Origin of the sequence: Shinella curvata, assembly GCF_022899935.1 — a bacterium.
GTDB classification, from domain to species: domain Bacteria; phylum Pseudomonadota; class Alphaproteobacteria; order Rhizobiales; family Rhizobiaceae; genus Shinella; species Shinella curvata.
The window spans coordinates 235,504-258,804 of record NZ_JALJCJ010000006.1 but is presented as its reverse complement, the minus strand read 5'-3'; the positions used below and the strand labels follow the sequence as shown (position 1 = coordinate 258,804).

The window sequence follows — 23,301 nt, the reverse complement described above, 5'->3', positions numbered from 1 at the left end:
ATTCTTAAGCGACTCTTTCGATGACGGCGAGCGCGTCGCCGCCGTGTGGTATTCACATGAACATCACATATCCACACAGATAGTTATTGACTTGTTATACCAGTTGAGAAATATAGGCCCATACCGGGCGACCGGTGGAGGGAATTTCCGGCTGGACAGGTTTCGTTCCAGCCGCGCGCATTAGGGAGATCTTCGATGACATCGATCGCGTTGTTCGGCGCCGGCGGCAAAATGGGCTATCGGCTCGCCAAGAATCTCAAGGGTTCGCGCTTCGATGTTCGCCATATCGAGGTAAGCGACGCTGGCAAGAAGCGTCTTTCCGACGATCTCGGCCTCTCCTGCGTTTCGGCAGATGAGGGCCTCGAAGGCGCCGACGTCGTCATTCTCGCCGTGCCGGATACGGCGATCGGCAAGGTTGCCGCCGGCATTGCCGACAAGCTGAAGCCGGGCACGATGGTCGTGGCGCTCGATGCCGCCGCGCCGTTTGCCGGCCATCTGCCGGAGCGCGCTGACCTTACCTATTTCGTCACGCATCCCTGCCATCCGCCGATCTTCAACGACGAGACGGACCCGGCCGCCAAGCGCGATTTCTTCGGCGGTATCGCCGCCAAGCAGCACATCGTGTCCGCCCTGATGCAGGGTCCGGAGGAGGCCTACGGCCTCGGTGAGGAAATCGCCAAGGTCATCTGGGCGCCGGTCATGCGCTCGCACCGCGTCACCGTCGAGCAGATGGCGCTGCTGGAGCCTGGCCTTTCCGAAACGGTCTGCGCCTCGCTGCTCGTCGTCATGCGCGAAGCCATGGATGAGTGTGTGCGCCGGGGCGTTGCCAAGGAAGCTGCCCGCGACTTCCTGCTCGGCCACATGAACGTACTCGGCGCGGTCATCTTCGAAGAGACGCCCGGCGTGTTCTCCGATGCCTGCAACAAGGCCATCGAGTTCGGCAAGCCCGTGCTGATGAAGGACGACTGGAAGCGCGTGTTCGAGCCTGCGGAAATCGCGGCCAGCATCCAGCGCATCACCTGATTTTCCGGCGGGTTTTGCCCGCCGCTGCCGGCGCCCTAGCGTGCCGGACAAAGATTGCACCGGCGCGGCCATGTTCAATGGAGGGATGGTCGCAGGGAGCCGGTGTCTAACCGGGAGGAGACATATGAACATTACCCGTAGACTGATCACCGTCGGTTTTGCTGCCGTCATGGCTGCAGGCGTCGCCATGCCGTCCTTCGCGGCTGACCTCATCGCCATCATCACGCCGAGCCACGACAACCCGTTCTTCAAGGCGGAAGCCGTCGGCGCTGAAGCCAAGGCCAAGGAACTCGGCTACGACACGTTGGTTCTGGTGCATGATGACGACGCCAACAAGCAGTCGCAGCTGATCGATACGGCCATCGGCCGCGGCGCCAAGGCGATCATCCTCGACAATGCCGGCTCGGAAGCCTCGATCGCCGCCGTTCAGAAGGCCAAGGATGCCGGCATCCCGTCCTTCCTGATCGACCGCGAAATCAACGCTACCGGCGTTGCCGTCTCGCAGATCGTTTCGAACAACTACCAGGGCGCGCAGCTCGGTGCCGAAGAGTTCGTCAAGCTGATGGGCGAGAAGGGCAACTATGTCGAGCTGCTCGGCCGCGAAGCCGATCTCAATGCCGGCATCCGCTCCAAGGGCTACCACGACGTCATCGACGAATATCCTGATATGAAGATGGTCGCCCAGCAGTCGGCCAACTGGAGCCAGACCGAAGGCTACTCCAAGATGGAGACCATCCTTCAGGCCAACCCGGATATCCAGGGCGTGATCGCCGGCAACGACACGATGGCTATGGGTGCGATCGCCGCCCTTCAGGCTGCGGGCCGTAAGGACGTCATCGTCGTCGGTTTCGACGGTTCGAACGACGTGCGTGACTCGATCAAGGCGGGTGGCATCAAGGCGACCGTCATGCAGCCGGCTTATGCCCAGGCCCAGCTCGCTGTGACCCAGGCGGACACCTACATCAAGACCGGTAAGGGCCCGGCCGAAGAGAAGCAGCTGATGGACTGCGTGCTCATCACGGCCGACAACGCCGGCAAGCTCGAAACCTTCGCACTGTCAGAGTAATCCTCCCGCGATGGCGCGAGGCGGGGCTTGTCCCTGCCTCGCGTTTTCTATTCAAGACGGAGATTGGGAATGCCACGGTTTCAGGCTGCCTGTACACTTGTGCTCGCCGGCGCGCTTGCGCTTTCCGGCTGCAAATTCGTCAAGACCGAGGACGAACAGAAGCAGGCCGCGGCCGGCGCTTTCAATCCGGACAAGCTGGTTGCCGATATCTGGGATTCAAAGGTCGTGCCCTTCCTTCAGGAGCGCGCGGGCACCTTCCAGGAGGTTTCTGCCCTTGCGACCAGCAATCTCGATGCGGCGGCCGAAAAATACGGCCACAAGGAAAAGCAGGGCAATGCGCCCTGGACCTTCGCCGCGAAGATCGACGGCGTAATCGTCGCCGAGGAAACCAAATCCCGCGCGGGTTATGTCGATGTGGATGTGGATGGTGACCAGAAGGCCGATATGCGCGTCGCGATCGGTCCTGCCGTCCGCGGCACGGCGATCCGAGACAGCCTGAAATTCGTGAATTTCAACGAGTTCAAGAACCAGATCGAATGGGCGCAGTACGGCAAGTCGTTCAACACCCATGTGAACGGCCTGCTGCTCGAAAAGCTGCCGCGTGAGGGGCTAACGGGCAAGACGATCAAGGCGCTCGGCGCCTATCCGCTGCCGGCCAAGGGTCAGCTGCCGCTCTTCGTGCCGGTTACCATCACGGTCGGAGGCTGACATGAACGCCACTGACGACGGCGACGTCATTCTCGAACTGAAGGACATCACCAAGGCCTATTCCGGGATCGTGGCGCTGAAGAAGGCGGACCTCAAGCTGCGTCGTGGCGCGGTCAACGTGCTGGTCGGCGAAAACGGCGCCGGCAAATCCACCATGATGCGCATCATCGCCGGCGTGGAACGGCCGACGCTGGGCGAGATCTGGATGGATGGTGAGCGCATCCATCTCAACAGCCCGGCGGATGCGGTGCGCCACGGCATCGGCATCGTCTTCCAGGAGCTGAACCTGTTCGGCAATCTCTCGGTCGCCGAAAACATCTTTGCCACGCGCGAGATAACGCGCGGCCTGCGCGGCATCGACCACAAGGCGCAGGTCGAGAAGGCCAACGAATTCCTGAACCGCCTGGAAGCCGGTATTTCCGCCGACACACTTGCCGAGGATCTGCCGATCGGCCAGCAACAGCTTGTCGAGATCGCCCGCGCCGTCTCGCTCGACACGCGCATCCTCATCATGGACGAACCGACATCGGCGCTGAGTGCTGCGGAAGTCGACGTGCTCTTCCGCGTCATCGCCGATCTCAAGGCGCGCGGCGTAGCCATCGTCTATATTTCGCACCGGCTGGAAGAGCTGATGCGCATCGGCGACTACATCACCGTTCTCAAGGACGGTCAGATCACCGGCCATGCCATGGTCAAGGACATCGACACGCGCTGGATCGTGCGCTCGATGATCGGTTCGGATGCCAAGGACTTTGCCAAGCAGGTCGAGCACGAGCCGGGTGCGGAAGTGTTTCGAACGGAAGACATCTGCTTGCCGCGCGCGCAGGGTGGTTATGCCGTCGATCATGTCTCGATCGGCGTGCGCAAGGGCGAAATACTCGGCATTTACGGTCTGATGGGCGCGGGGCGCTCCGAACTATTTGAATGCATCATGGGCCGCCACGAGCATTACACAGGGAAAATCTTCGTCGAGGGCGAGGAACTGAAGGGGCGCGACACGACCCGGCGCATCCGCGAGGGCCTGTCGCTGATCCCGGAAGACCGGCAGCGCGAAGGCCTCGTGCAATCCATGTCGATTGCCGACAATCTCTCCATGGCGAGTTTGAGTCAGTTCCTGAAAGCCGGCTTCCATATCGACCTGAAGCGCGAGAAGGAGGCGATCGCCAACGCGATCCGCAACCTCTCGATCAAGGCGAAGAACCCCGATCTCGACGTCACCTCCATGTCCGGCGGCAATCAGCAGAAGGTCGTCATCGGCAAGGCGTTGATGACCGGGCCGAAAGTGCTTTTGATGGACGAGCCGAGCCGCGGCATCGATGTCGGCGCCAAGGCGGATGTTTTCCGCACCATGCGGCGGTTGGCGGGCGAGGGGCTTGCCATCCTGTTCTCCACCTCCGACCTCGAAGAGGTCATGGCGCTCTCTGACCGCATCGCTGTCATGAGCAATGGCCGGCTGGTGATGGTGGTGGACCGAAAGGACGCCACCGAGGACATGGTGATTTCGGCCTCCGCAGAGGGACATAAAACCAAAAGGATGCATGCGTGATGACGACAGCAACGCAAACTGCCGCCACCGGCAACCACCTCTCCACCGGCGCCGCCCTGCTCACGCTGATGAAGCTTCGAACCTTCATCGCGCTCTTTGCGGTCATCATCTTCTTCTCGATCTTCGCGCCGAATTTTTTGTCGACCGCGAACATGATTCTGATGTCGAAGCATGCGACGCAGAACGCCTTCCTCGCCATCGGCATGACCTTCGTCATCATCACCGGCGGCATCGATCTGTCGGTCGGCTCCATCGTCGGCCTGTGTGGCATGATCGCCGGCGGCCTCATCATGTATGGCGTGGCGCTGCCGCTCGGCTACACCGTCTATTTCAATGTGGTCGAGGTGGCGATCATTGTCGCCATCGTCGGCATCGTGATCGGTGCTGTGAACGGCCTCCTGATCACTCGCCTCAACGTCGCGCCCTTCATTGCGACGCTCGGCACGCTCTATGTGGCGCGCGGCATGGCGCTGCTCTATTCCGATGGTCAGACGCTGCCCAATCTCACCGGCCGCGAAGACCTCGGCAACCAGGGCTTTTCCTATCTCGGTTCCGGTTCGATCCTCGGTCTGCCGGTCTCCGTCTGGATCCTTATCGTGGTGGCGCTGGGTGCGGCCTATTTCGCCCGCTTTGTGCCGCTCGGCCGGCATATCTTCGCGGTCGGCGGCAATGAACGCGCGTCGCGCATGTCCGGCATCCGCGTCAACCGCGTGAAAATGTTCGTCTACATGTTCTCCGGCTTCTGCGCGGCGATCGTCGGCCTCGTCATCTCCTCGGAACTGATGGCCTCGCATCCGGCGACCGGCACCAATCTCGAGCTGAATGCCATTGCGGCGGCCGTTCTCGGTGGTACATCCATGTCGGGCGGGCGCGGCACGATCGGCGGCACGATCATCGGCGCCTTCGTGATCGGTATTCTCTCGGATGGTCTGGTGATGATGGGTGTCAGTTCCTTCTGGCAGATGGTGATCAAGGGTCTCGTGATCATCGTGGCGGTGGTCGTCGACCAGGCGCAGCGCCGCCTCCAGCAGCGCGTCACCCTGATGCAGATGGCAAAGGCAGGCTGAGCATGACGAAGACCAAGGGTGCGCTGATCGGCTGCGGCTTCTTCGCCGTCAACCAGATGCATGGTTGGCAGGATCTCGCCGATGTCGAGATCGTCGCCATCTGCGACCGTGACCCCGAGCGCCTGCGCATCGTCGGCGAGCAGTTTGGTGTTGCAAGGCGCTACCAGTCGGCGGAAGAGATGTTCGCCGATGGTGGCTTCGATTTCGTCGATATCGCGACGACGGTCGGCAGTCATCGTGCCTTAGTCGAGCTTGCGGCCAGCCACAAGGTTCCGGCGATCTGCCAGAAGCCCTTCGCGCCGACGCTCGCCGATGCCAAGGCCATGGTCGCCGCCGCGGATGCAGCCGGCATTCCGCTGATGATCCACGAGAATTTCCGCTGGCAGACCCCGATCCTCGCGGTCAAGGCCGTGCTGGACAGCGGCGCGATCGGCGAGCCGTTCTGGGGCCGTGTCTCCTTCCGCTCCGGCTTCGATGTCTTCTCCGGCCAGCCTTATCTCGCCAAGGGCAAGCGCTTCATCATCGAAGACCTCGGCATTCATTCGCTCGACATCGCCCGCTTTCTCTTCGGCGATGCGAGCCGCATGACTGCCCGCACACGCCGCATCAACCCGGACATCGCCGGCGAGGATGTCGCGACCATGTTGCTCGACCATAACAATGGCATAACCTCCATCGTCGATGTCAGCTACGCGTCGAAGCTGCCGGAAGAACCGTTCCCGGAGACCTTCGTCGAGATTGATGGGACCAAGGGCACGCTGCGTCTCGGCAAGGATTACAAGCTGACGGTTCACGGCCGTGAAGGCACGGTACAAAGCGTTGTCGAGCCGAACCTGTTGCCCTGGGCGTCGCGGCCCTGGCACAACATTCAGGAGAGCGTTGCGCTCATCCAGAAACACTGGGCGGAGCGGCTGTCGCAAGGCCGCGAGCCGGATACATCCGGTCGCGACAATCTGAAGACCTTCGCCCTCGTCAAGGCCGCCTATCTCAGCGCCGAGCGCGGCGAGACCATCGCAATTGCGGATCTGCTGGCATGAGCGGCGACCTGCTCAGGCTCTACGGCACGAACGAGCGTGAGCCTGAAAGCCGCACGCTCGTTGCCGGCGACCTGAGTGTGACGCTTCAGGATGGTAATCTGCGCACCCTGCGCTTTCGCGGGCATGAGGTGCTGCGCGCCGTGGCGTTCCTCGTGCGCGACAAGGACTGGGGCACCTGCAGCGCCGCAATTGCCGATCTCTGGATCGAGGCCGCAGGGCAGGACTTTTCCGTTTCCTACAAGGCCCGTTTCACGGCTCCGTCCGGTGCCAACCTCGACTGCACCATCAAGATTGCCGGGACGGAAAAGGCCGTCACCTTTTCCGCTGACTGCATCAGCGATGCAGATTTCGAGACGGCGCGCGCGGGCTTCGTGGTGCTGCATCCCGTGATCGGCGTGGCGGGGCAGCCCGTCACGATTCGTCATGGCGATGGCAACGTCGAGCATGCGCACTGGCCCGACCAGATCGAGCCTTGGCAGCCGTTCAAGGAAATTTCCGCGATCACCCATCAGGTGGCGCCGGGTATTTCCGCGATGACGGAATTCGTCGGTGATATCTTCGAGATGGAAGACCAGCGTAACTGGACCGATGGCTCCTACAAGACCTATGTGCGCCCGCTGGCACTTCCCTGGCCCTATCGTGTTCCGGAGGGTAAACCTTTTAGCCAGAAGGTCGTGGTCGCAATTGAGGCCGCGAACGATGCGGCTCCGGTTGCCAGTACATCGGGCGCCATCACGCTGCAATTGACGCCGACGAGGCGCCGTTTTCCGGAGATCGGCGTCGGCCTGCGACCGGAATGCCTGGCGCAAGAACGGGCCACACTCGGCGTCCTGCAGACCATCGGCGCACGACACCTGATTGTGCATTTCGATCCCGGCGCCGGCCACGACCTTCCTGCCCTGAAAGGGTATGCCGAGCTTGCCGAACGATCCGGCCTCAAGGTGACGCTCGAGGTCGCGGTGCCCTGCAAAGGGTCGCTGAACGCGGAGATGGCCGAGCTTGCCGCGCTCGTGCGTGAGGCTGGGCTGGTGCTCGACACGCTGTTCGTCTGCCCCGCGGTTGATCGCCAATCGACGCCGCCGGGCAGCATCTGGCCGGACTGCCCGCCGCTGGAGGATGTCTATGCCGCGGCGCGGGCGGCCTTTCCGGGCGTGCGCCTTGGTGGCGGCATGATGAGTTATTTTACCGAGCTCAACCGCAAGCGTGTGCCGGGCGACCGCATCGACTATGTCAGCCATTGCACCAATCCCATCGTGCATGCGGCCGACGATCTTTCGGTCATGCAGACCTTCGAGGCCTTGCGTTTCGTCGTCAGCTCCACCCGCGCGATCTATGGCGAAAAGCCCTACCGCATCGGCCCTTCGACGATCGCCATGCGCCAGAACCCCTATGGAAGCGCGACGAAGGACAACCCCTCCGGCGGCCGTATTCCGATGGCGAATGTCGATGCCAGGCATAACGGCCAGTTCGGAGCCGCCTGGACGCTGGCCTATGCCGCGACCGTTGCGACGACGGGGCTGGAGGTCCTGACGCTCTCGACGCTCGCCGGATCGTTCGGGCTTGTCGCGCGTGAAGGCGAGCCGACGGCTCAGGGCGCTTTGCGGCCGCTCGCACATGTTCTGGCTCGCCTTGGCGCTTTGATGGGGCAGGCGGTTTACGCCGTCGAGACATCGCGCCCGGATGCGGTGCTTGGTCTCGCCTCGAAGGATTGCCTGCTCATGGCAAACATCACGCCGGAGGTGCAGACGGTGATCCTGCCGTCGCTGCCGCGTGCGGTTACGCTGATCGGCGGAGACGCTTTGCCTATGGCCAGGAAGGTTCCCCTGCCGCCTTATGGCTGCGTTAAAATCGTACTCTGAGCCTTACTTCTGGCCCTTGAGGGCATAGAGCGCGCGGGAGCGTTCGAGGTGCTTGATCATCGCCTTCTCGGCCATGTCCGCATTGCCGTTCTCGATGGTGCGGATGATTTCCTCGTGCTCGGCGAGCGTGAAAGTCTCGCGGCCGGTCCAGATGAGCATTTCGGTATGATAGGACTTCAGCCAGCCCAGCATCGCGCCGCTGACGGCCGCAAAGATCGGATTGCCCGAGATCTGGGCGATACACTGGTGGAATTCCATGTCGGCATCGATGAAGGCGTCGGCGTCGCCGAGACTGGCCTTCTGCTTGTCGAGCAGGGCACGCAGTTCGGCGATATGTTCGCGTGTCGCTTTGGTGGCGGCCTCACGGATCATGCCGCGTTCGAAGAAGATACGGGCGCTCTTCAGGTGCTCGAGCGAGTCGGAAGAGCCGGACAGCATCATCTTGGCCGGCAGATCGACCTGGCGGATGATGGATTCGGCGGTGATGCGCAGCACCTTGGCGCGCTCGCCCTGCGAAATTTCGACGAGGCCCTTGCCGGCAAGCGCCTGCATGGCTTCGCGGATCGCCGGGCGTCCGACGCCATAGCGCTCCATCAGTTCGCGCTCGGAGGGCATGTCGTCGCCGGCTTTCAGCTCGCCGGTCTCGATCATGGCCTTCAATCGCGCGAAAACTTCATCGGAGAGTTTCTTGCGGACGATCGGTTCGGAAACGACGTTCATGAGTCACCTGATTTCGACAGGTTTGAATATGCACCAAGTGCCTTCGCCGCAACAGCTTTCGCAGCAATCAGCTTGCAATAACATAAATACTCATTATACCAGTTGCGGCGCCTTAACAAGGGATATGGCATAGCCTAGGGAGGAGAAAACGTGATCCGTCTGACCTATCGGATAGAGACGCCGGGCTCGGTAGAGAAAATGGCGACGAAGATCGCCAGCGACCAGTCGACCGGAACCTTCGTGGCGCTGCCGGGCGAGACGGAGGAACTGAAGGCGCGCGTCGCCGCGCGTGTCGTCGCCATTCGTCCGCTGCCGCCGACCGCCCGTGCTTCCTTTCCCGATGAGGCGGGCGACGCCGTCAGCTTCAACCGGGCGGATGTCGATATCGATTTCCCGCTGGATGCCATCGGCACGGACCTGTCTGCGTTGATGACGATTGCCGTCGGCGGTGTCTTTTCCATCAAGGGCATGACGGGCATCCGCATCGTCGATATGAAGCTGCCGCCCGAATTCGCCGCCGCACATCCCGGTCCCCAATTCGGCGTGTCGGGCAGCTTTGCGCTGACGGGCGTCAAGAACCGACCGATCATCGGCACCATCGTCAAGCCGGCGCTCGGTCTCCTTCCGCATGAGACGGCGGAGATGGTCGACGAACTCATCGATGCCGGTGTCGATTTCGTCAAGGACGACGAGAAGCTGATGAGCCCGGCCTATTCTCCGCTGAAGGAGCGTGTGGCGGCGATCATGCCGAAAATCCTCGACCATGAGCAGAAGACCGGCAAGAAGGTCATGTATGCCTTCGGCATCAGCCATGCCGATCCGGACGAGATGATGCGCAATCACGACATGGTGCTGGAAGCCGGCGGCAATTGCGCCGTCGTCAACATCAACTCGATCGGTTTCGGCGGGCTCGCCTTCCTGCGCAAGCGCTCCGGCCTCGTGCTGCACGCTCACCGCAATGGCTGGGACGTTCTCACGCGCCACGCCGGCCTGGGCTTCGAATTTTCCGTCTGGCAGCAGTTCTGGCGGCTTCTCGGAATAGATCAGTTCCAGATCAACGGTATCCGCGTGAAATACTGGGAGCCCGACGAGAGCTTCGTCCGTTCCTATCAGGCCGTCACGTCACCGCTGTTTTCCGGCGCGGACGTCGCACTTCCGGTCGTCGGCTCGGGCCAGTGGGGCGGACAGGCGCCGGATACGATTGCGGCGACGGGCGGCTCGACGAACCTGCTTTATCTCTGCGGTGGCGGCATCGTCAGCCATCCGGGGGGACCCGGCGCAGGGGTGAAGGCCGTGAAGCAGGCCTGGGAGGCGGCGGTCGCCGGCGTGCCGCTCGGGACCTATGCGAAAGACCATCCTGAACTTGCGCAATCCATCGAAAAATTTGCCGACGGCAAGGCGGCCTGAGACATGACGCGTCCTCTGATCAGCTACTATGGCGACGATTTCACCGGTTCGACCGATGTCATGGAGGCGCTGGCCTCGAACGGCGCCGAGACCGTACTTTTCCTGAAACTGCCGAATGCGGACCTGCTGTCGCGCTTCTCTGGCGCGCGCGCCTTCGGCCTGGCCGGCACCAGCCGCAGTGAAACGCCCGACTGGATGGATGTGCATCTCCGAGCGGCTTTCGATTGGCTGAGGGCGCTCGATGCCGAACTCTGCCACTACAAGGTCTGCTCGACCTTCGATTCCGCTCCCGCCGTTGGCAATATCGGCCGCGCCATCGAGATCGGTCGCGCCGTCTTCGGTCCGGCGACGGTGCCGCTCATCGTCGGCGCGCCGCAGATCCGCCGCTACACCGCGTTCGGCGAACTCTTTGCCGCCTATCAGGGCCGAAATTACCGGATCGACCGCCATCCCGTCATGTCGCGCCATCCCGTCACGCCGATGGACGAGGCGAACATGCTGTTGCACCTCGCGCGCCAGACGACGCTTTCCTCCGCGCTGGTGGACAATGTCGCGCTTCTGGACGTGCCCGAGCCTGATGCGGCCGATATCCTGTTGCTCGACGTGCTCGATACGGCAACACAGGCGGCAGCGGGTAACCTGCTCTGGAACCGGCTTCGCCGAGAAAGCCGTTTTGTCTGTGGTTCCTCGGGCGTCGAATACGCGCTGATCCCCGCTTGGCGGGATGCCGGGCTGATCGGCGAAAAGCCGGCCTTTGCCGATGCAGGTCCGGTCGAGCGTATCGCCGTCGTCTCCGGCAGCGTGTCGCCGACGACCGAGCGGCAGATTCGCCACGCGCTTGCCCATGGTTTTGCCGGCGTGACGCTCGATCCGCTCGCCCTGTCCAGCCCGGACAATGACGCGACGATCGCGACCGCCATCGAAGCCGGCCTCAAGATCCTGGAAAGCGGGGAGAGTGTCGTGCTCTACACTGCGCTCGGACCTTCGGCCGATCGGGGCGGCGAGCTGGATTCGTCCCTCGGTGCGCGCCACCGCCTTGGTCGGGCGCTTGGGCGCATCCAGTCGGAACTCGTCGCGCGCGCCGGCCTCTTGCGAGCCGTCGTGGCGGGCGGCGATACATCCAGCCATGCGCTTGGCGAGATGGGCATTGCTGCTCTCACGCTGAAGATGCCGCTGCCGCAGACGCCGGGCTCGCCGCTCTGCATCGCTCATGGCGGTCCTGCAGATGGCTTGCAGATCGCGCTCAAGGGCGGTCAGGTCGGGGGTGACGACTATTTCAGCATGATCCGGGCGGGCGCGGCCTGATTCTGGGCTTCAGCTTCTCCTTGTCTCTTCTTCATCCGTGCTGCCCATAGCTGCAATCTGCAATGGTTTCTTAATCTTCGCTCAAGCCGCCGCTGGCAATGTGGGGGCATGAGGATAACCACGATCACCAACTGGGCCTATGGCATAACGGTCGTTTTGACCGCGCTGTCCGGTGCCGCATTCATCCTGTCGTCGCGCAGCGCGCTTGAAGAGCGAGCAGCCGCCGAGCAGCATCTGATGCTCGATACGCTGGCGGAGGAACTGGCACTTGGCGCCGAGGTGACCAGTGACGAGGCCCGGCTCTATGTCATGCGAGGTGAGGCACGCCATCTGCAGGCGTTTCAGGTCCGCGAAGGCGAGGAGCGGCGCCGGGAGGCGGCGGCCGCCAGGCTTGCATCGCACGGCCTGGTGCCGGCCGAGGCGCAGGCCCTGCTTGCCATCAATGCGGACGCGGAGGAGTTGGACAAGATCGAGCGCTCCGCCATCGAGACCTACCAGCGCGGTGACAAGGCTGCCGCGCAGGACCTCCTGTTCGGACCGGAGCACGAGCGGATCCAGGAGGCGCTTCTCCAGACCGTCGCTCATTTCCGCGATCTGACCGCGGCACGCACGACCGGTGAACTGGAAGCAGCGCGGGCGCGCAGCAACATGTGGAGCCTCGTTGCCAAAATCATGCTGGCGGTGACCGGCGCGCTCTTCGTGGCCGTACTCTACTTCGTCCTGCGGCGACGGGTGGCGATGCCATTGAAGCGCATGACGGGCATTGTCAGCCGTCTCGCCAATCAGGACTACACGGTGGAAGTGCCGGTCGATCGCCGGAGCGATGAAATCGGCGAGATGAACGAGGCCATCGAGGTTTTCCGCGCCAACCTTATCGAGCGCGAACGGCTCGATGCCGAGCGGCGGGCGGACCAGCACACGAAGGACCTGATCCTGCAGATGATGCACCGCGTGCAGGCCTGCCAGAACCAGGCGGAGTTGACGGATGTCATCGTCCGCTTCGCCCCGCAGATTTTCCCGGGTCTTGCCGGCGGGCTCTACGTGTTGGGCGAGGCCAACATGTCGCTGACGCGCGCCGGCGCCTGGCTTGAACCGCAGCATTCGGCGGCCGCGTTTCCCGCGACGGAGTGCTGGGGTCTCAGGCGCGGCCGATCCCATGAAAGCAGCACCAATGGGTCCGACGTGCCGTGCCAACACATCGCACCACCCGGCATTGCGGCGCTTTGCGTGCCTCTGACGGCCCAGGGCGACATGATCGGGCTTCTCTATTTCGAGGAACGTGAGGCGGAAGCGCTCGGGCCGGCGGGGCCACGGCTCTATCTTGAGCTCATCGCGGAGAATATCGGTCTCGCCCTTGCCAATCTGCAACTGCGGGAAAAGCTGACGATGCTTGCCGTCAGCGATCCGCTCACCGGTCTCTTCAATCGTCGCTTCCTGGACGAGACGCTGCAACGGCACGCCCGCGACCACAGGGCAGACCCGCTCGCCTGCCTGATGATCGATATCGACCATTTCAAGCGCTTCAACGACCAGTTCGGACATGATGCGGGCGACCTCGTCATGCAGTTCGTCGGGCAGACGCTGCGCGAAACCTGTGGTGCGATCGGCAATGCGTTCCGGTTCGGCGGAGAGGAATTCACCGCATTGCTGCCGTCTCTCGACGAGCAGGGGGCGGCCGATCTTGCTGACGCCTTGCGTGAGAGGATCAGCAGCGTCGCGCTCTCCCATGCCGGTCAGATTCTCGGCATGGTCTCCGTCTCCGTGGGCGTGGCGGCCTCTCCCTCAGACGGCTCCGTCGAAACGCTGGTCACGCGTGCCGACGCCGCATTGCTGGAAGCCAAGGCGAAGGGGCGCAACAGGACGGTTGCCGCAAGCACGGTGAAAAGGGCTCTCCCCTAGAACCTCTCCAGCAAAAAAAGCGATGAAACGGGACGTTAGAGCATTGCGGCCATCGCCTTGATCAGCATGGCGGCGGAGGCGGCGCCCGGATCGGTATGGCCGAGCGAGCGTTCGCGCAGACGCGCGGCGCGGCCTTTGGTGGCGACCATGGTCGCGGTGGCGGCAGCGCCGTTTTCGGCGGCGATTTCGACGGCTTTCCAGAATTCCGGTTTCGAGCGCCCGTTGGCGACAGCTGTCGCGGCGGCTTCGGCGGCAGGCATCCAGACGTCCAGCATCGTCTTGTCGCCGCGCTGCGCCTTGCCGCGGTCGCGGATGCCCTCGGACATGGCGGCGAGCATGTCGCGGCAGGCGGCAAGATCGAGGTGGCCGCGGCCGGCAAGCGCCTGGGCGGCGCGGCGGAAGCCCGTCGCATAAAGCGGACCGGTGGATGCGCCGACGGCATCGAGAAAACCGCCTGCCGCAGTCGACATCACGTCGGAGGGGCTCGCGCTATCGAGATCCAGCGCGGCCAGTGCCGCCGTCACGGCCTTGAAGCCGATCGACATGGTGATGCCATGATCGCCGTCGCCGATGGCGCCGTCGAGCTCGGAAAGGTGGTCCTTTTCCGTCTCGATCACCCCGGACATTCGTTCGAACATTTGGGCCAGCGCGCGTGCCGCAGTTTCCGACATGTCTTCCTCCCCTTGGCGCAAGCCGTTTCAGCTCTTTGCCGCGCCGTCCGCCTCTGGCGCATTGATAGTCAGGATCGCCGTCCGGCACGGATGGTGCAGCAGTTCGGTGAGCTGGCGGTCGAGATGCAGGATCGAGATTGAGGCGCCGACCATGTCGAGCGATGTACAGTAGTGCCCCACCCAGTTCGCCTCGATTTCGATGTTCTTGGCGGCGAGCCGCTGCTCGACCCGGCGATAGAGGATATAGAGTTCCATCAGCGGGGTCGCACCAAAGGAGTTAACGAGAACCGCCACCCTGTCGCCGGGTTCAGCCTTCATTTCCTTGAAGATGTTGTCCATGATCGTGTCGACGATCTCATCGGCCGTTCGCACGCGCTCGCGTGACACGCCGGGTTCGCCATGGATACCCATGCCGAGCTCCATGTCGTCGGGGCCGATTTCGAAATTGTGCCGCCGCGTCTGCGGCATGGAGCAGGATTCGAGCGCGACGCCGACCGTATAGGTGCGGTCGTTTGCCTTGCGCGTGACCGTTTCGCATTCGCCGAGCGTCATGCCGAGATCGCAGGCGGCCCCTGCCACCTTGAAGACGAAGAAATTGCCGGCGACGCCGCGCCGTCCCTCTCTGTCCTCGACCGGTGATGAGACGATGTCGTCGGTCGTCAGCACCGTGCGGATCGGGATGCCCTGTTCCTCGGCCAGTTCGGCAGCCATCTCGAAATTCATCACGTCGCCGGCATAGTTTCCGTAGACGAAGAGCACGCCAGCACCGCCGGACGCCGCCACGGCGCATTTGACGATGGGGTCCGGCGGCGGCGAGGAGAAGATATTGCCGAGCGCCACCGCATCGGCGAGCCCCTTGCCGACATAGCCGACAAAGCAGGGTTCATGGCCCGTGCCGCCGCCGATGACGAGGCCGACCTTGCCGGGGCGTGGACCGTTGCGGGCGACGAGCGCGCGGCGCGACGTGCCGACCGGCTGGAGGTAGGACCTGTGCGAGGCAATCAGGCCGTCCAGCATTTCCTCGACCACGTCATTGGGGTTGTTGAGGAACTTCTTGACGTGGGTGCGGTAGCTGTTGGCGACCGGCGTGCTCTTCTGGCGCTGCGAAAGCTTGCCGTCGAGGCTGGTGACCCCATCGGCGCGCAGGATCCCGGCGCCGGTCGCCGCGTCGGTCACCAGCACATTGGCATAGCCGCCGCGCAGGGCGGCGAGCAGGGCCGGCACCTTGTCGAACCCGCCGGCCACGGCAACGCGCGTGCCGATACCGCGCAGCATTTCGAGCGAGATGCCGATGGTGCGATCGTCGAGCGGCCCCGCGACGGGGCGGCCGCGCTCATCGATGAAGCGCCCGGCGAGCACGCCCGCGGCGCCCTTGGCGAGATAGTGCTGCAGCGGCACGGATTCGAAGAAGCCGCTGGTGTGGATGGTCGAGTTGGGCCGCAGCGACGAAATGCCGAAGACGATGCGGTTGGCGCGGGCAAGCGTGTCGAACTGCTCGCGGATCAACGGTTCGGCAAGCAGCATGTCGTGCATCTGCGCCGAGCCGACGACGGCGGGGGCCGTGATGTTGACGCAGCGTGCGGCGATGGCGCGCGCGACCGCGGCGGTCGTCAGTTCCGGCGTATAGGCGAAGCTCGCGGTGGTGCCGCCTGTCGCCTGCACGACGGTGACATCCTGCAGGGCGCCCATTTCCAGATGTTCGCCGACGGAAAGGATCGTGCGGCCCCAGGCGACGGCCAGCGTATCGCCGGACTTGATCATCTTGGAGAGCGCCTGCGCGCCGGCGGCTCCCAGCCGGCCGATCAGCGGGCGTGTGTCGTCGTCGTTGGGCACGACCAGGCAGTCGGCAAGGCCGAAATGGCGCTTCAGTTCCTGTGCGATGGTCAGCGAGGCGAGGCGAGCGGGCTCGATGGAGATGTTGACGATGCCCTTCTCGCGGGCGTCGGCGAGGTAGCTGTTGACGGTTGCGCGTGACACGCCCATCGCGTCGGCGATCTCGCCCTGCGTCATGCCGTCTTCGTAGTAGAGCCAGCACGCCCAGACATAGGGGTCGTCACCGTAGCGCAGCGGAATCGTATCGATGCCCTCGGATCCGTTTGCCCGGCCGGGGCCGCTCTTGCGCGGTGCGGAAGTCTTCAATGCCATCGGTTTCGCCGGTCCCCCATCAGGCGGCGAAGATGAAAGCAACGCCGCCGGTTTGCAACATGCCACGGCAAAAAAGCGGTGCGCGACCCGTCACGAAGGACAGGCCGCGCATCCTGGGAGGAACTTTCGCCTGTTTCAGGCAAGACGGGCGCGCGCGCCGTCGGACAACTCCTTGAGGATGATGGCGCAGGAGGTGGCGCCGGCATCGAGCACGCCGAGCGAGCGTTCGCCGAGACGGCTGGCACGGCCGATCTTGGCCACGAGGTTGATGGTCGAATCGCGGCCGGCCTCTGCGGCGGCGACGAGTGCCACCAGCGCTTCGTCGAAGGACTTACCCCCCGCCGTCGCCGTGTCGAAAGCTTCGACCGCGGGAACGAAGGTGTCGAGCAGCGTCTTGTCGCCGACCTTGGCCGAGCCTATCGACTGGATACCGGCAAGGCCGGCATGCAGCATCTTGCTGTAGGCCGCCGCATCGATCTTTTCGACGCTTTCGATGGTCTCGGCGAATTCCGTGAACATGACGCCGTAGAGCGGGCCCATCGAGCCGCCGATCTCCGTCATCAGCACGGTGCCGAGCGTATCGAGCGACACGGCAAGAGAGGCGTCCTTGCCCTTCAGGCGTTCGGCGGCCATGCCGAAACCCTTGGCCATGTTCACGCCATGGTCGCCGTCGCCGATCTTGCCGTCGATTTCGCTGAGATAGGCGCGGTTCTCGACGATCCGCTCGGCCATCGACAGAACGATGGCGCCGGAGGAAGCATTGTCGAACGTCTGCATCTTGTCTTCCTCCGTTATAGAGCCATCGTGCAACGCGTCTCGACCTCGAGCAGCGTCTTCAGTTCGTCGTCGAGCGCCATGACGGTCAGCGTCGCGCCAACCATTTCCAGCGAGGTGAAGTAGTTGCCGATCCAGGTCTTCACGATCTTCAGGCCACGCGCCGAAATCTCGCTCTCGATCGTGTCGTTGAGGATGTAGAGTTCGTTGAGCGGCGTGGCGCCCAGGCCCGAGACGAGCACGGCGACCTCGGTTCCCTCCGGCAGGTTGTGATCGTCGAGCACGATCTTCACCATGTCCCTGGCGACCTCTTCGGCCGTCTTCAGCTTTTCGACGCGCACGCCCGGCTCGCCGTGGTGGCCGATGCCGACCTCCATCGTGCCCGGCTCGATCTGGAAATTCGGATGGCCGACAGCCGGCAGCGTACAGGGGCCGAGTCCCACACCGATCGAACGGCAATTGTCGATGGCCTTCTGCGCGGTGGCGCGGACCTCTTCAAGGCTTGCGCCGGTCGCGGCCTTGGCGCCGCCCATCTTCCACATGAAGATCTCGCCGGCCACACCGCGGCGCTTCTCGCGCTCCTCCGGCGGGGCGGAGCAGACGTCGTCGTTGGCGACGACGGTCGCGATCTCGATGCCGTCCTTGGCGGCCAGCTTCGCCGCCATCTTCACGTTCATGTTGTCACCGGCATAGTTGCCGTAGAGCACGACGACGCCCTTGCCGCCATTGGCTTCGCGGATGGCATCATGGAAGCTTTTTGCAGTCGGCGAGGAGAACAACTCGCCGACGGCGACGGCGTCCAGCATGTTCTTGCCGGTATAGCCGATGAAGGCGGGCTCGTGGCCCGAACCGCCGCCCGTCACCACACCAACTTTGCCGGCAAAGGGGGCATCCTTGGCAACGACGACGCGCGGGTTTTCCGCAAGGCGTACGATGTCCGAATGGGCCTTGACGAAGCCCTTGACGGTGTCTTCGACCACCAGATCCGGATCGTTGATGAAACGCTGCATGGTAAATCCTCTCACAGAATGGTGTAGCCGCCGTCGATCAGGAGATCGGCGCCATTGATCATGTCGGCGCCCGGCGAGGCCAGGAAAACCGCGGCGGCGGCGATCTCTTCCGGGAAGGCGAAACGGCCTGCCGGGATGCGCTTCTTGGCGGCTTCGCCCTTCTCGCCGGCCCAGGCCTGCTTGCCGAGCTCGGTGAGCACGATGGTGGGCGAGATCGTGTTGACGGTGATGCCGTGTTTGCCCCACTCAGCGGCGAAGGTCTTGGACATGCCGATGACGCCGAACTTGGAGGCGCAATAGGCGACATGCTCCTCGATGGCGACCGTGCCGGCCTGCGAGGCGAGGTTGACGATCTTGCCGCCCTTGCCGGCCGCAATCATGCGGCGGCCGACCGCCTGGGTGATCAGGAAGCTGCCCTTGAGATTTATGTCGATCGTCCTGTCCCACTGCGAAAGCGTCAGCTCTTCAGCCGGCGCAAGGGCGACGATGCCGGCGCTGTTGACCGCGATATCGATGCCGCCGAAGGCTTCGACCACATCGGCCACCGCCTTTTCGACGGAGGTGGGATTGGAGACGTCGCAGACAAAAGGCTTTGCCGATCCGCCAAGCTCGTCCGCCTTGGTTTTGGCGACATCGGAATTGATGTCGAGCACGGCGACCCTGGCGCCCTTGGCCGCAAAGGCGGCGGCGATGGCCGCGCCGATGCCGGAGGCGCCGCCGGTGACGAGCGCGACCTTGCCGTCGAGCGGGAAGTTGAGATCGATCTTGGGAGGTGTGTCGGTCATCGGTTCAGCCTTCGAAGCGTTGGGAGAACGGGGCGGCACGGCCGCCCCGCGGATGGTTGTTACTTGCGCATGTCCAGGAGCTTGTCGACGTTGTCGCTCGTGACCGGCGTCCACGGAACATTGTATTCCTTGTCCTTGCCGTCGTTGAACGGCATGTCCGGATACTGCGCCCAGATGTCGGACTGCGGCTTGTAGTCGCCCTTCTTGGCGTGGAAGATCGCAAGATCCAGCGCACCCTGCGCCTGAGCGCGGGCATCCTGCAGGATCGAGGTGATCGTGCCTTCCTTGACGGCGGTCAGCGCGTCCGTGATGCCGTCGATGCCGGCGATCGCGAAGTCCTCGGTCTTCAGGCCGGCGGACTTGATCGCTTCGACGGCGCCGAGCGCCATCTCGTCGTTCTGGCCGATTACACCGTTGATCTGGCCGGGGTGTGCGGTCAGCCAGTTTTCCATCAGCGTCTGGGCTTCGGCGCGCGACCAGTTGGCGGTCTGCTGTTCGAGGACCTTGACGTCAGGGCACTCGGCGAGCGCCTTCTGGTTGCCTTCGAGGCGCGAGATCTGCGCGGACTGGCCGATCGGGCCTTCGATGATCACGACATTGCCCTTGCAGCCGATCTTGTCGAGCACGGCCTTGGCTTCCATGTAGCCGGAGATCGTGTCGTCGGAGCCGACATAGGAGGCGAGCAGATCGGAATTCACGCGGGTGTTGGAGCCGACGACCGGAATGCCGGCGTCGCTGGCAGCCTGCACGGCGGTCGCGCCAGCTTCGATGTCGATCGGCACGAAGATGATCGCGTTGAACTTCTGCGTGATCATCGTGTTGAACTGTTCCTGCTGGACCAGTGCGTCGTAGCGGCCGTCGAAGACGGTCAGTTCGACTTCGCCGCTCTTCACGGCCGGGTGTTCCTCCAGCGCTGCGGACCAGATCTGCATGAATTCCGCGTTGAGGCCGTAGGGGGCCGCGCCGATCTTCAGCTTCTCCTGGGCCAGGGCGGACGAGGCGAGCAGCACCGTCGCAGAGGCAAGCGCGATCATCAGTTTTTTCATGTCATTCTCCTCCTTTGAGAATTTCGGCCGCTCTCCGGCGTGCCGTTCGTCCACGGGCGTGGGGAGACGCCCGGTTTCTTCGGGCTAGAGGCCCTGATTTCGTTTCTGGTCGAGCATCACGGCGCCGACGATGAGGGCACCCTTGAGGACCTGCTGGTAGTAGGACTGGATACCCATGAGATCGAGGCCGTTGTTCATGACGCCGATGATGAGCGCACCGATCAGCGTTCCCGTCACCCGGCCGACGCCGCCCGAAAGGCTGGTGCCGCCAATGACGACCGCCGCGATGGCGTCGAGTTCGTAGGCGATGCCGGCCTGCGGCAGGGCCGAACCCGTACGGGCCGAGAGGATCATGCCGGCCAAGCCCGACAGCGCTCCCGAGATGACATAGACCATGAAGCGGATGCGGGTGACGTTGAGGCCCGAGGTCTTGGCTGCGTGCGGATTGCCGCCGACAGCATAGATGTAGCGACCGAAGCGTGTACGCGTCAGAACCCACCAGGAGATGCCGAAGACCAGGGCGAGCAGGATGACCGGCATCGGAATGCCCAGAATGTTGCCCGTGCCGATCCAGCGGAATTCCGGGCTGAGGCCGGGCACCGGCTTGCCGCCGCCATAGATCAGCGTGGCGCCGCGCGCGGCCGAAAGCATGCCGAGCGTCGCCACGAAGGCGGGTACGGAAAAGCGCGAGACGATGAAGCCGACCAAGCCGCCGCAGGCGACGCCAACGAGGATGCCGACAGCGAGTGCCACGACCATCGGGTAGGGCGCGCCGGCTATGCCTGCCGTTGCCGAACTTGTGACGAAACTTGCGCTCACCATGCCGGCCAGCGCCACGACGGAGCCGACCGACAGGTCGATGCCGCGCGTCAGGATGACGAAGGTCATGCCGATGGCGAGAATGCCGTTGATCGACGTCTGCAGCAGCACGTTGGAAATGTTGCCCGGCGTGAGGAAGAATTCGTTCGACAGCGCTAGTATGCCGACGAGCAGCAGGAAGGCGAGGAAGATGCCGTATTCCTGCAGGATCAGCTTGCGGCGGTCGGAATTCAGCCAGCTGCTGGCGGTGTTGTTTTCTGCACTGGACACGGTATCACCTCTTGCCATGCGGGGGTCGATGCGTCGCTCGGGATCTCGTTTCCGTCAGGTCGACAGATGCACGAGGGACTGGGCATCGGTCTCGCGGCGGTCATGGATGCCGGCGGACCGTCCCTGCCGCATCACAAGGATGCGGTCGGACATTCCCAGGATTTCGTCGATTTCGGAGGAGATCATCACGACCGTGCCGCCGGCCGCGGCGAAGTCACAGATGATGCGGTAGATCTCGCGCTTGGCGCCCACATCGACGCCGCGGGTTGGCTCGTCGAGCAGCAGCACGCGCGGCTGGCGCAGGAACCACTTGCCGAGCACGACCTTCTGCTGGTTGCCACCCGAGAGGCCGGAGACCGGCATCGTGTCGCGTGCCGCCTTGATGGAGAAGCGGGCGATCATGTCGGCACTGGCGGCCTGCTCGTCGCGCTTGCGCATCACGAAGGCGGGGCTCATTTCCGGCAGGCTGGCGAGGCAAATGTTGTTGCGCACGCTGTCCGCCAGGTTGAGGCCTGTGACCTTGCGGTCCTCGGTGACGAAGGCGATGCCCTCGGCCATCGCGTCGGACGGCTGGCGGATCGTAACGGTCTGGCCGTCGAGGCGGATTTCACCCGTCGAGGGGCGGTCCATGCCGAACAGGCAGTTGAAAATCTCCGTGCGGCCCGACCCCATCAGACCGTAGATGCCAAAGATTTCACCCTTGCGCGCCGTGAACGAAATGTCCTCGACCTTGCCCGGTGCGGAGAGACCCGCCACTTCGAGGCCGGCGATCTCGGTCGGCGTGTTGGTCTTGATATATTCCTCACCAAGCTCGCGGCCAACGATCATGCGGATCAGACCCGGTCGGTCGATGTCCGCAAGCTTGCCCGCACCGACGAAGCCGCCGTCGCGGAACACCGTGTAGCTATCGGCGATCTGAAAGATCTCGGAGAGGCGGTGCGAGACATAGACGATGCCCTTGCCTTCGGCCTTCAGGCGCTCGATCGCGGAAAAGAGGTGCTGGGCCTCCTTTTCACCGATCGCCGACGTCGGCTCGTCCATGAAAATGACATCCGCCTCGTGGCTCAGCGCCTTGGCGATCTCGACCAGCTGCATTTGCGCGACCGAGAGGTTCATCATGTATTGGGTGGCGGAAATGCGGAATTCGAGGCGGTCCAGCAGCGCCTGTGCGTCGCGGTTCATCGTCTTGAAGTCGATGCCGCCGAAGCGGGCCGAAGGCTCGCGGCCGAGATAGATGTTCTCCGCCACCGTCATGTGCGGAACCGGGCTCAGTTCCTGCTCGATGATGGCGATGCCCGAGCGAAGTGCCTCGGCCGGGCTGCCGAACTCCACCGGATTGCCGCGATGCAGGATCGTGCCGCCGTCGCGCTTGTGAATACCCATGAGAATGGAAAGGAACGTCGATTTTCCGGCGCCATTGCCGCCGCACAATGCATGTACCGAGCCGGCCTCCAGTTCGAAGCGACCGTCACGAAGCGCGGCAACGCCGCCGAAGGACTTTTTCAGTCCCTCCACTTTCAGAAGTGGCTGCATGCATTCCTCCCGGTACATCGGGCGATGCTCTCCCATCGCATTTTTACAAAATACATATAATGATCGACAAATGTCAATGTTGGGAAACGACAAACGATGATCTATTTCTGTCTTTTGTAAAATTGATAATCTTTTCGCTATCATATCATTGTTAATGCTCGATTTTATCCGAGGGTTGCCGCGAGAGATGGTTGAGTGGTTGCGTTCAGCCTTGGCGGAGATGGGCTTGATCAGGCCGGCGTGGCGCGGTGGCCAGCAGGGGGCTGGAATTGAGCGCCCAGAGGCGTCTACTCGGGGGCCGAAATGGCATCGCACTCGCGCAGATCTGTCTGCTGATTGCGGCACGACGCTCCCAATGCGCTGATCGAGCGCCGGGGTGCCAAGACCGCTTTCATCACGACCGAGGTTTTTCGCGATGTGTTGGAATGCTCACGGAAAATCGTTTTAGGCAGTACGGTCTCGACATCGTCCTGCCGCCGGCTCTTATTGATGGTGGCGACGGTGCGCCATATGCGCCCAAGGTGACCGGTCGCATCGTCAACGACGTGATCGCGGCGCCGGTCTATGTCGATGTCGCCGCGTCGAAGCCTTCCCGACGACAAGGCGACGGG

General features: G+C 63.3%; 19 protein-coding genes and 1 pseudogene. 11 read left to right on the top strand and 9 right to left on the bottom strand.

What is annotated here, in order from left to right; translation table 11 throughout:
* The first annotated feature begins 195 nt into the window (after positions 1 to 195).
* The 7 genes from MUU55_RS22050 to apnL all read left to right on the top strand — a co-directional run bounded on the left by MUU55_RS22050 (position 196) and on the right by apnL (position 8,306).
* Entirely contained in the window at positions 196 to 1,023 is an 828-nt protein-coding gene (locus tag MUU55_RS22050; protein WP_244762930.1) for a phosphogluconate dehydrogenase C-terminal domain-containing protein, read from the top strand.
* 124 nt (positions 1,024 to 1,147) lie between these two features.
* Positions 1,148 to 2,089 carry a D-ribose ABC transporter substrate-binding protein gene (locus tag MUU55_RS22045; RefSeq protein ID WP_117370182.1) on the top strand — a complete coding sequence of 314 codons (942 nt, stop codon included), beginning with the start codon at positions 1,148 to 1,150 and terminating at the stop codon, positions 2,087 to 2,089.
* A gap of 69 nt (positions 2,090 to 2,158) precedes the next feature.
* Positions 2,159 to 2,797, top strand: coding sequence for a DUF2291 family protein (locus MUU55_RS22040; RefSeq protein WP_244762929.1), 639 nt, complete (start codon positions 2,159 to 2,161; stop codon positions 2,795 to 2,797).
* Between the two features lies 1 nt (position 2,798).
* Complete coding sequence (locus tag MUU55_RS22035) at positions 2,799 to 4,343, top strand: sugar ABC transporter ATP-binding protein (RefSeq protein WP_244762928.1); 1,545 nt, start codon at positions 2,799 to 2,801, stop codon at positions 4,341 to 4,343.
* Complete coding sequence (locus MUU55_RS22030; protein WP_244763137.1) at positions 4,343 to 5,410, top strand: ABC transporter permease; 1,068 nt, start codon at positions 4,343 to 4,345, stop codon at positions 5,408 to 5,410. Before MUU55_RS22035 ends, MUU55_RS22030 begins: the two co-directional genes overlap by 1 nt.
* Before the next feature lie 2 nt (positions 5,411 to 5,412).
* A complete protein-coding gene (locus MUU55_RS22025; RefSeq protein ID WP_244762927.1) occupies positions 5,413 to 6,447 on the top strand; it encodes a Gfo/Idh/MocA family protein in 1,035 nt (344 codons plus the stop codon).
* Positions 6,444 to 8,306 (top strand): D-apionate lactonase, encoded by a 1,863-nt coding sequence (gene apnL / locus MUU55_RS22020; RefSeq protein ID WP_244762926.1) that lies wholly within the window; start codon positions 6,444 to 6,446, stop codon positions 8,304 to 8,306. The genes MUU55_RS22025 and apnL overlap by 4 nt, the downstream gene beginning before the upstream one ends.
* A gap of 3 nt (positions 8,307 to 8,309) precedes the next feature.
* Here the strand turns inward: apnL and MUU55_RS22015 are convergent, their stop codons facing one another.
* Positions 8,310 to 9,026 (bottom strand): transcriptional regulator NanR, encoded by a 717-nt coding sequence (locus tag MUU55_RS22015; RefSeq protein ID WP_244762925.1) that lies wholly within the window; start codon positions 9,024 to 9,026, stop codon positions 8,310 to 8,312.
* Between the two features lie 150 nt (positions 9,027 to 9,176).
* On the opposite strand from MUU55_RS22015, the gene oiaX reads away from it, so the two are divergent.
* From oiaX to MUU55_RS22000, 3 genes are all read left to right on the top strand, one after another.
* A complete protein-coding gene (gene oiaX / locus MUU55_RS22010; protein WP_244762924.1) occupies positions 9,177 to 10,433 on the top strand; it encodes a 3-oxo-isoapionate-4-phosphate decarboxylase OiaX in 1,257 nt (418 codons plus the stop codon).
* 3 nt (positions 10,434 to 10,436) lie between these two features.
* Positions 10,437 to 11,738, top strand: a complete 1,302-nt coding sequence (locus MUU55_RS22005) for a four-carbon acid sugar kinase family protein (RefSeq protein WP_244762923.1) — start codon at positions 10,437 to 10,439, stop codon at positions 11,736 to 11,738.
* Between the two features lie 108 nt (positions 11,739 to 11,846).
* Positions 11,847 to 13,637 carry a diguanylate cyclase gene (locus MUU55_RS22000; RefSeq protein ID WP_244762922.1) on the top strand — a complete coding sequence of 597 codons (1,791 nt, stop codon included), beginning with the start codon at positions 11,847 to 11,849 and terminating at the stop codon, positions 13,635 to 13,637.
* Between the two features lie 35 nt (positions 13,638 to 13,672).
* Here MUU55_RS22000 and dhaL (MUU55_RS21995) read toward each other — a convergent pair whose 3' ends face one another.
* From dhaL (MUU55_RS21995) to MUU55_RS21960, 8 genes are all read right to left on the bottom strand, one after another.
* Positions 13,673 to 14,308, bottom strand: coding sequence for a dihydroxyacetone kinase subunit DhaL (gene dhaL / locus MUU55_RS21995; RefSeq protein WP_244762921.1), 636 nt, complete (start codon positions 14,306 to 14,308; stop codon positions 13,673 to 13,675).
* A gap of 27 nt (positions 14,309 to 14,335) precedes the next feature.
* Positions 14,336 to 16,453, bottom strand: coding sequence for a bifunctional sugar-binding transcriptional regulator/dihydroxyacetone kinase subunit DhaK (locus MUU55_RS21990; protein ID WP_244762920.1), 2,118 nt, complete (start codon positions 16,451 to 16,453; stop codon positions 14,336 to 14,338).
* A gap of 135 nt (positions 16,454 to 16,588) precedes the next feature.
* Positions 16,589 to 17,230 (bottom strand): dihydroxyacetone kinase subunit DhaL, encoded by a 642-nt coding sequence (gene dhaL / locus MUU55_RS21985; RefSeq protein ID WP_244762919.1) that lies wholly within the window; start codon positions 17,228 to 17,230, stop codon positions 16,589 to 16,591.
* 14 nt (positions 17,231 to 17,244) lie between these two features.
* Positions 17,245 to 18,237 (bottom strand): dihydroxyacetone kinase subunit DhaK, encoded by a 993-nt coding sequence (locus tag MUU55_RS21980; protein ID WP_244762918.1) that lies wholly within the window; start codon positions 18,235 to 18,237, stop codon positions 17,245 to 17,247.
* An 11-nt stretch (positions 18,238 to 18,248) separates the two neighbouring features.
* The gene (locus MUU55_RS21975) at positions 18,249 to 19,022 is read right to left on the bottom strand and encodes an SDR family oxidoreductase (RefSeq protein ID WP_244762917.1); all 774 of its coding nucleotides are present in this window, start codon (positions 19,020 to 19,022) and stop codon (positions 18,249 to 18,251) included.
* 59 nt (positions 19,023 to 19,081) lie between these two features.
* Positions 19,082 to 20,068 carry a substrate-binding domain-containing protein gene (locus MUU55_RS21970; protein WP_244762916.1) on the bottom strand — a complete coding sequence of 329 codons (987 nt, stop codon included), beginning with the start codon at positions 20,066 to 20,068 and terminating at the stop codon, positions 19,082 to 19,084.
* Between the two features lie 84 nt (positions 20,069 to 20,152).
* A complete protein-coding gene (locus MUU55_RS21965) occupies positions 20,153 to 21,157 on the bottom strand; it encodes an ABC transporter permease (RefSeq protein ID WP_244762915.1) in 1,005 nt (334 codons plus the stop codon).
* A gap of 54 nt (positions 21,158 to 21,211) precedes the next feature.
* Entirely contained in the window at positions 21,212 to 22,690 is a 1,479-nt protein-coding gene (locus MUU55_RS21960; protein ID WP_244762914.1) for a sugar ABC transporter ATP-binding protein, read from the bottom strand.
* A gap of 348 nt (positions 22,691 to 23,038) precedes the next feature.
* Here MUU55_RS21960 and MUU55_RS29150 point away from each other — a divergent pair.
* Positions 23,039 to 23,178: pseudogene (locus tag MUU55_RS29150) on the top strand (hydantoinase/oxoprolinase N-terminal domain-containing protein); the annotation flags it as partial.
* Positions 23,179 to 23,301 lie beyond the last annotated feature (123 nt).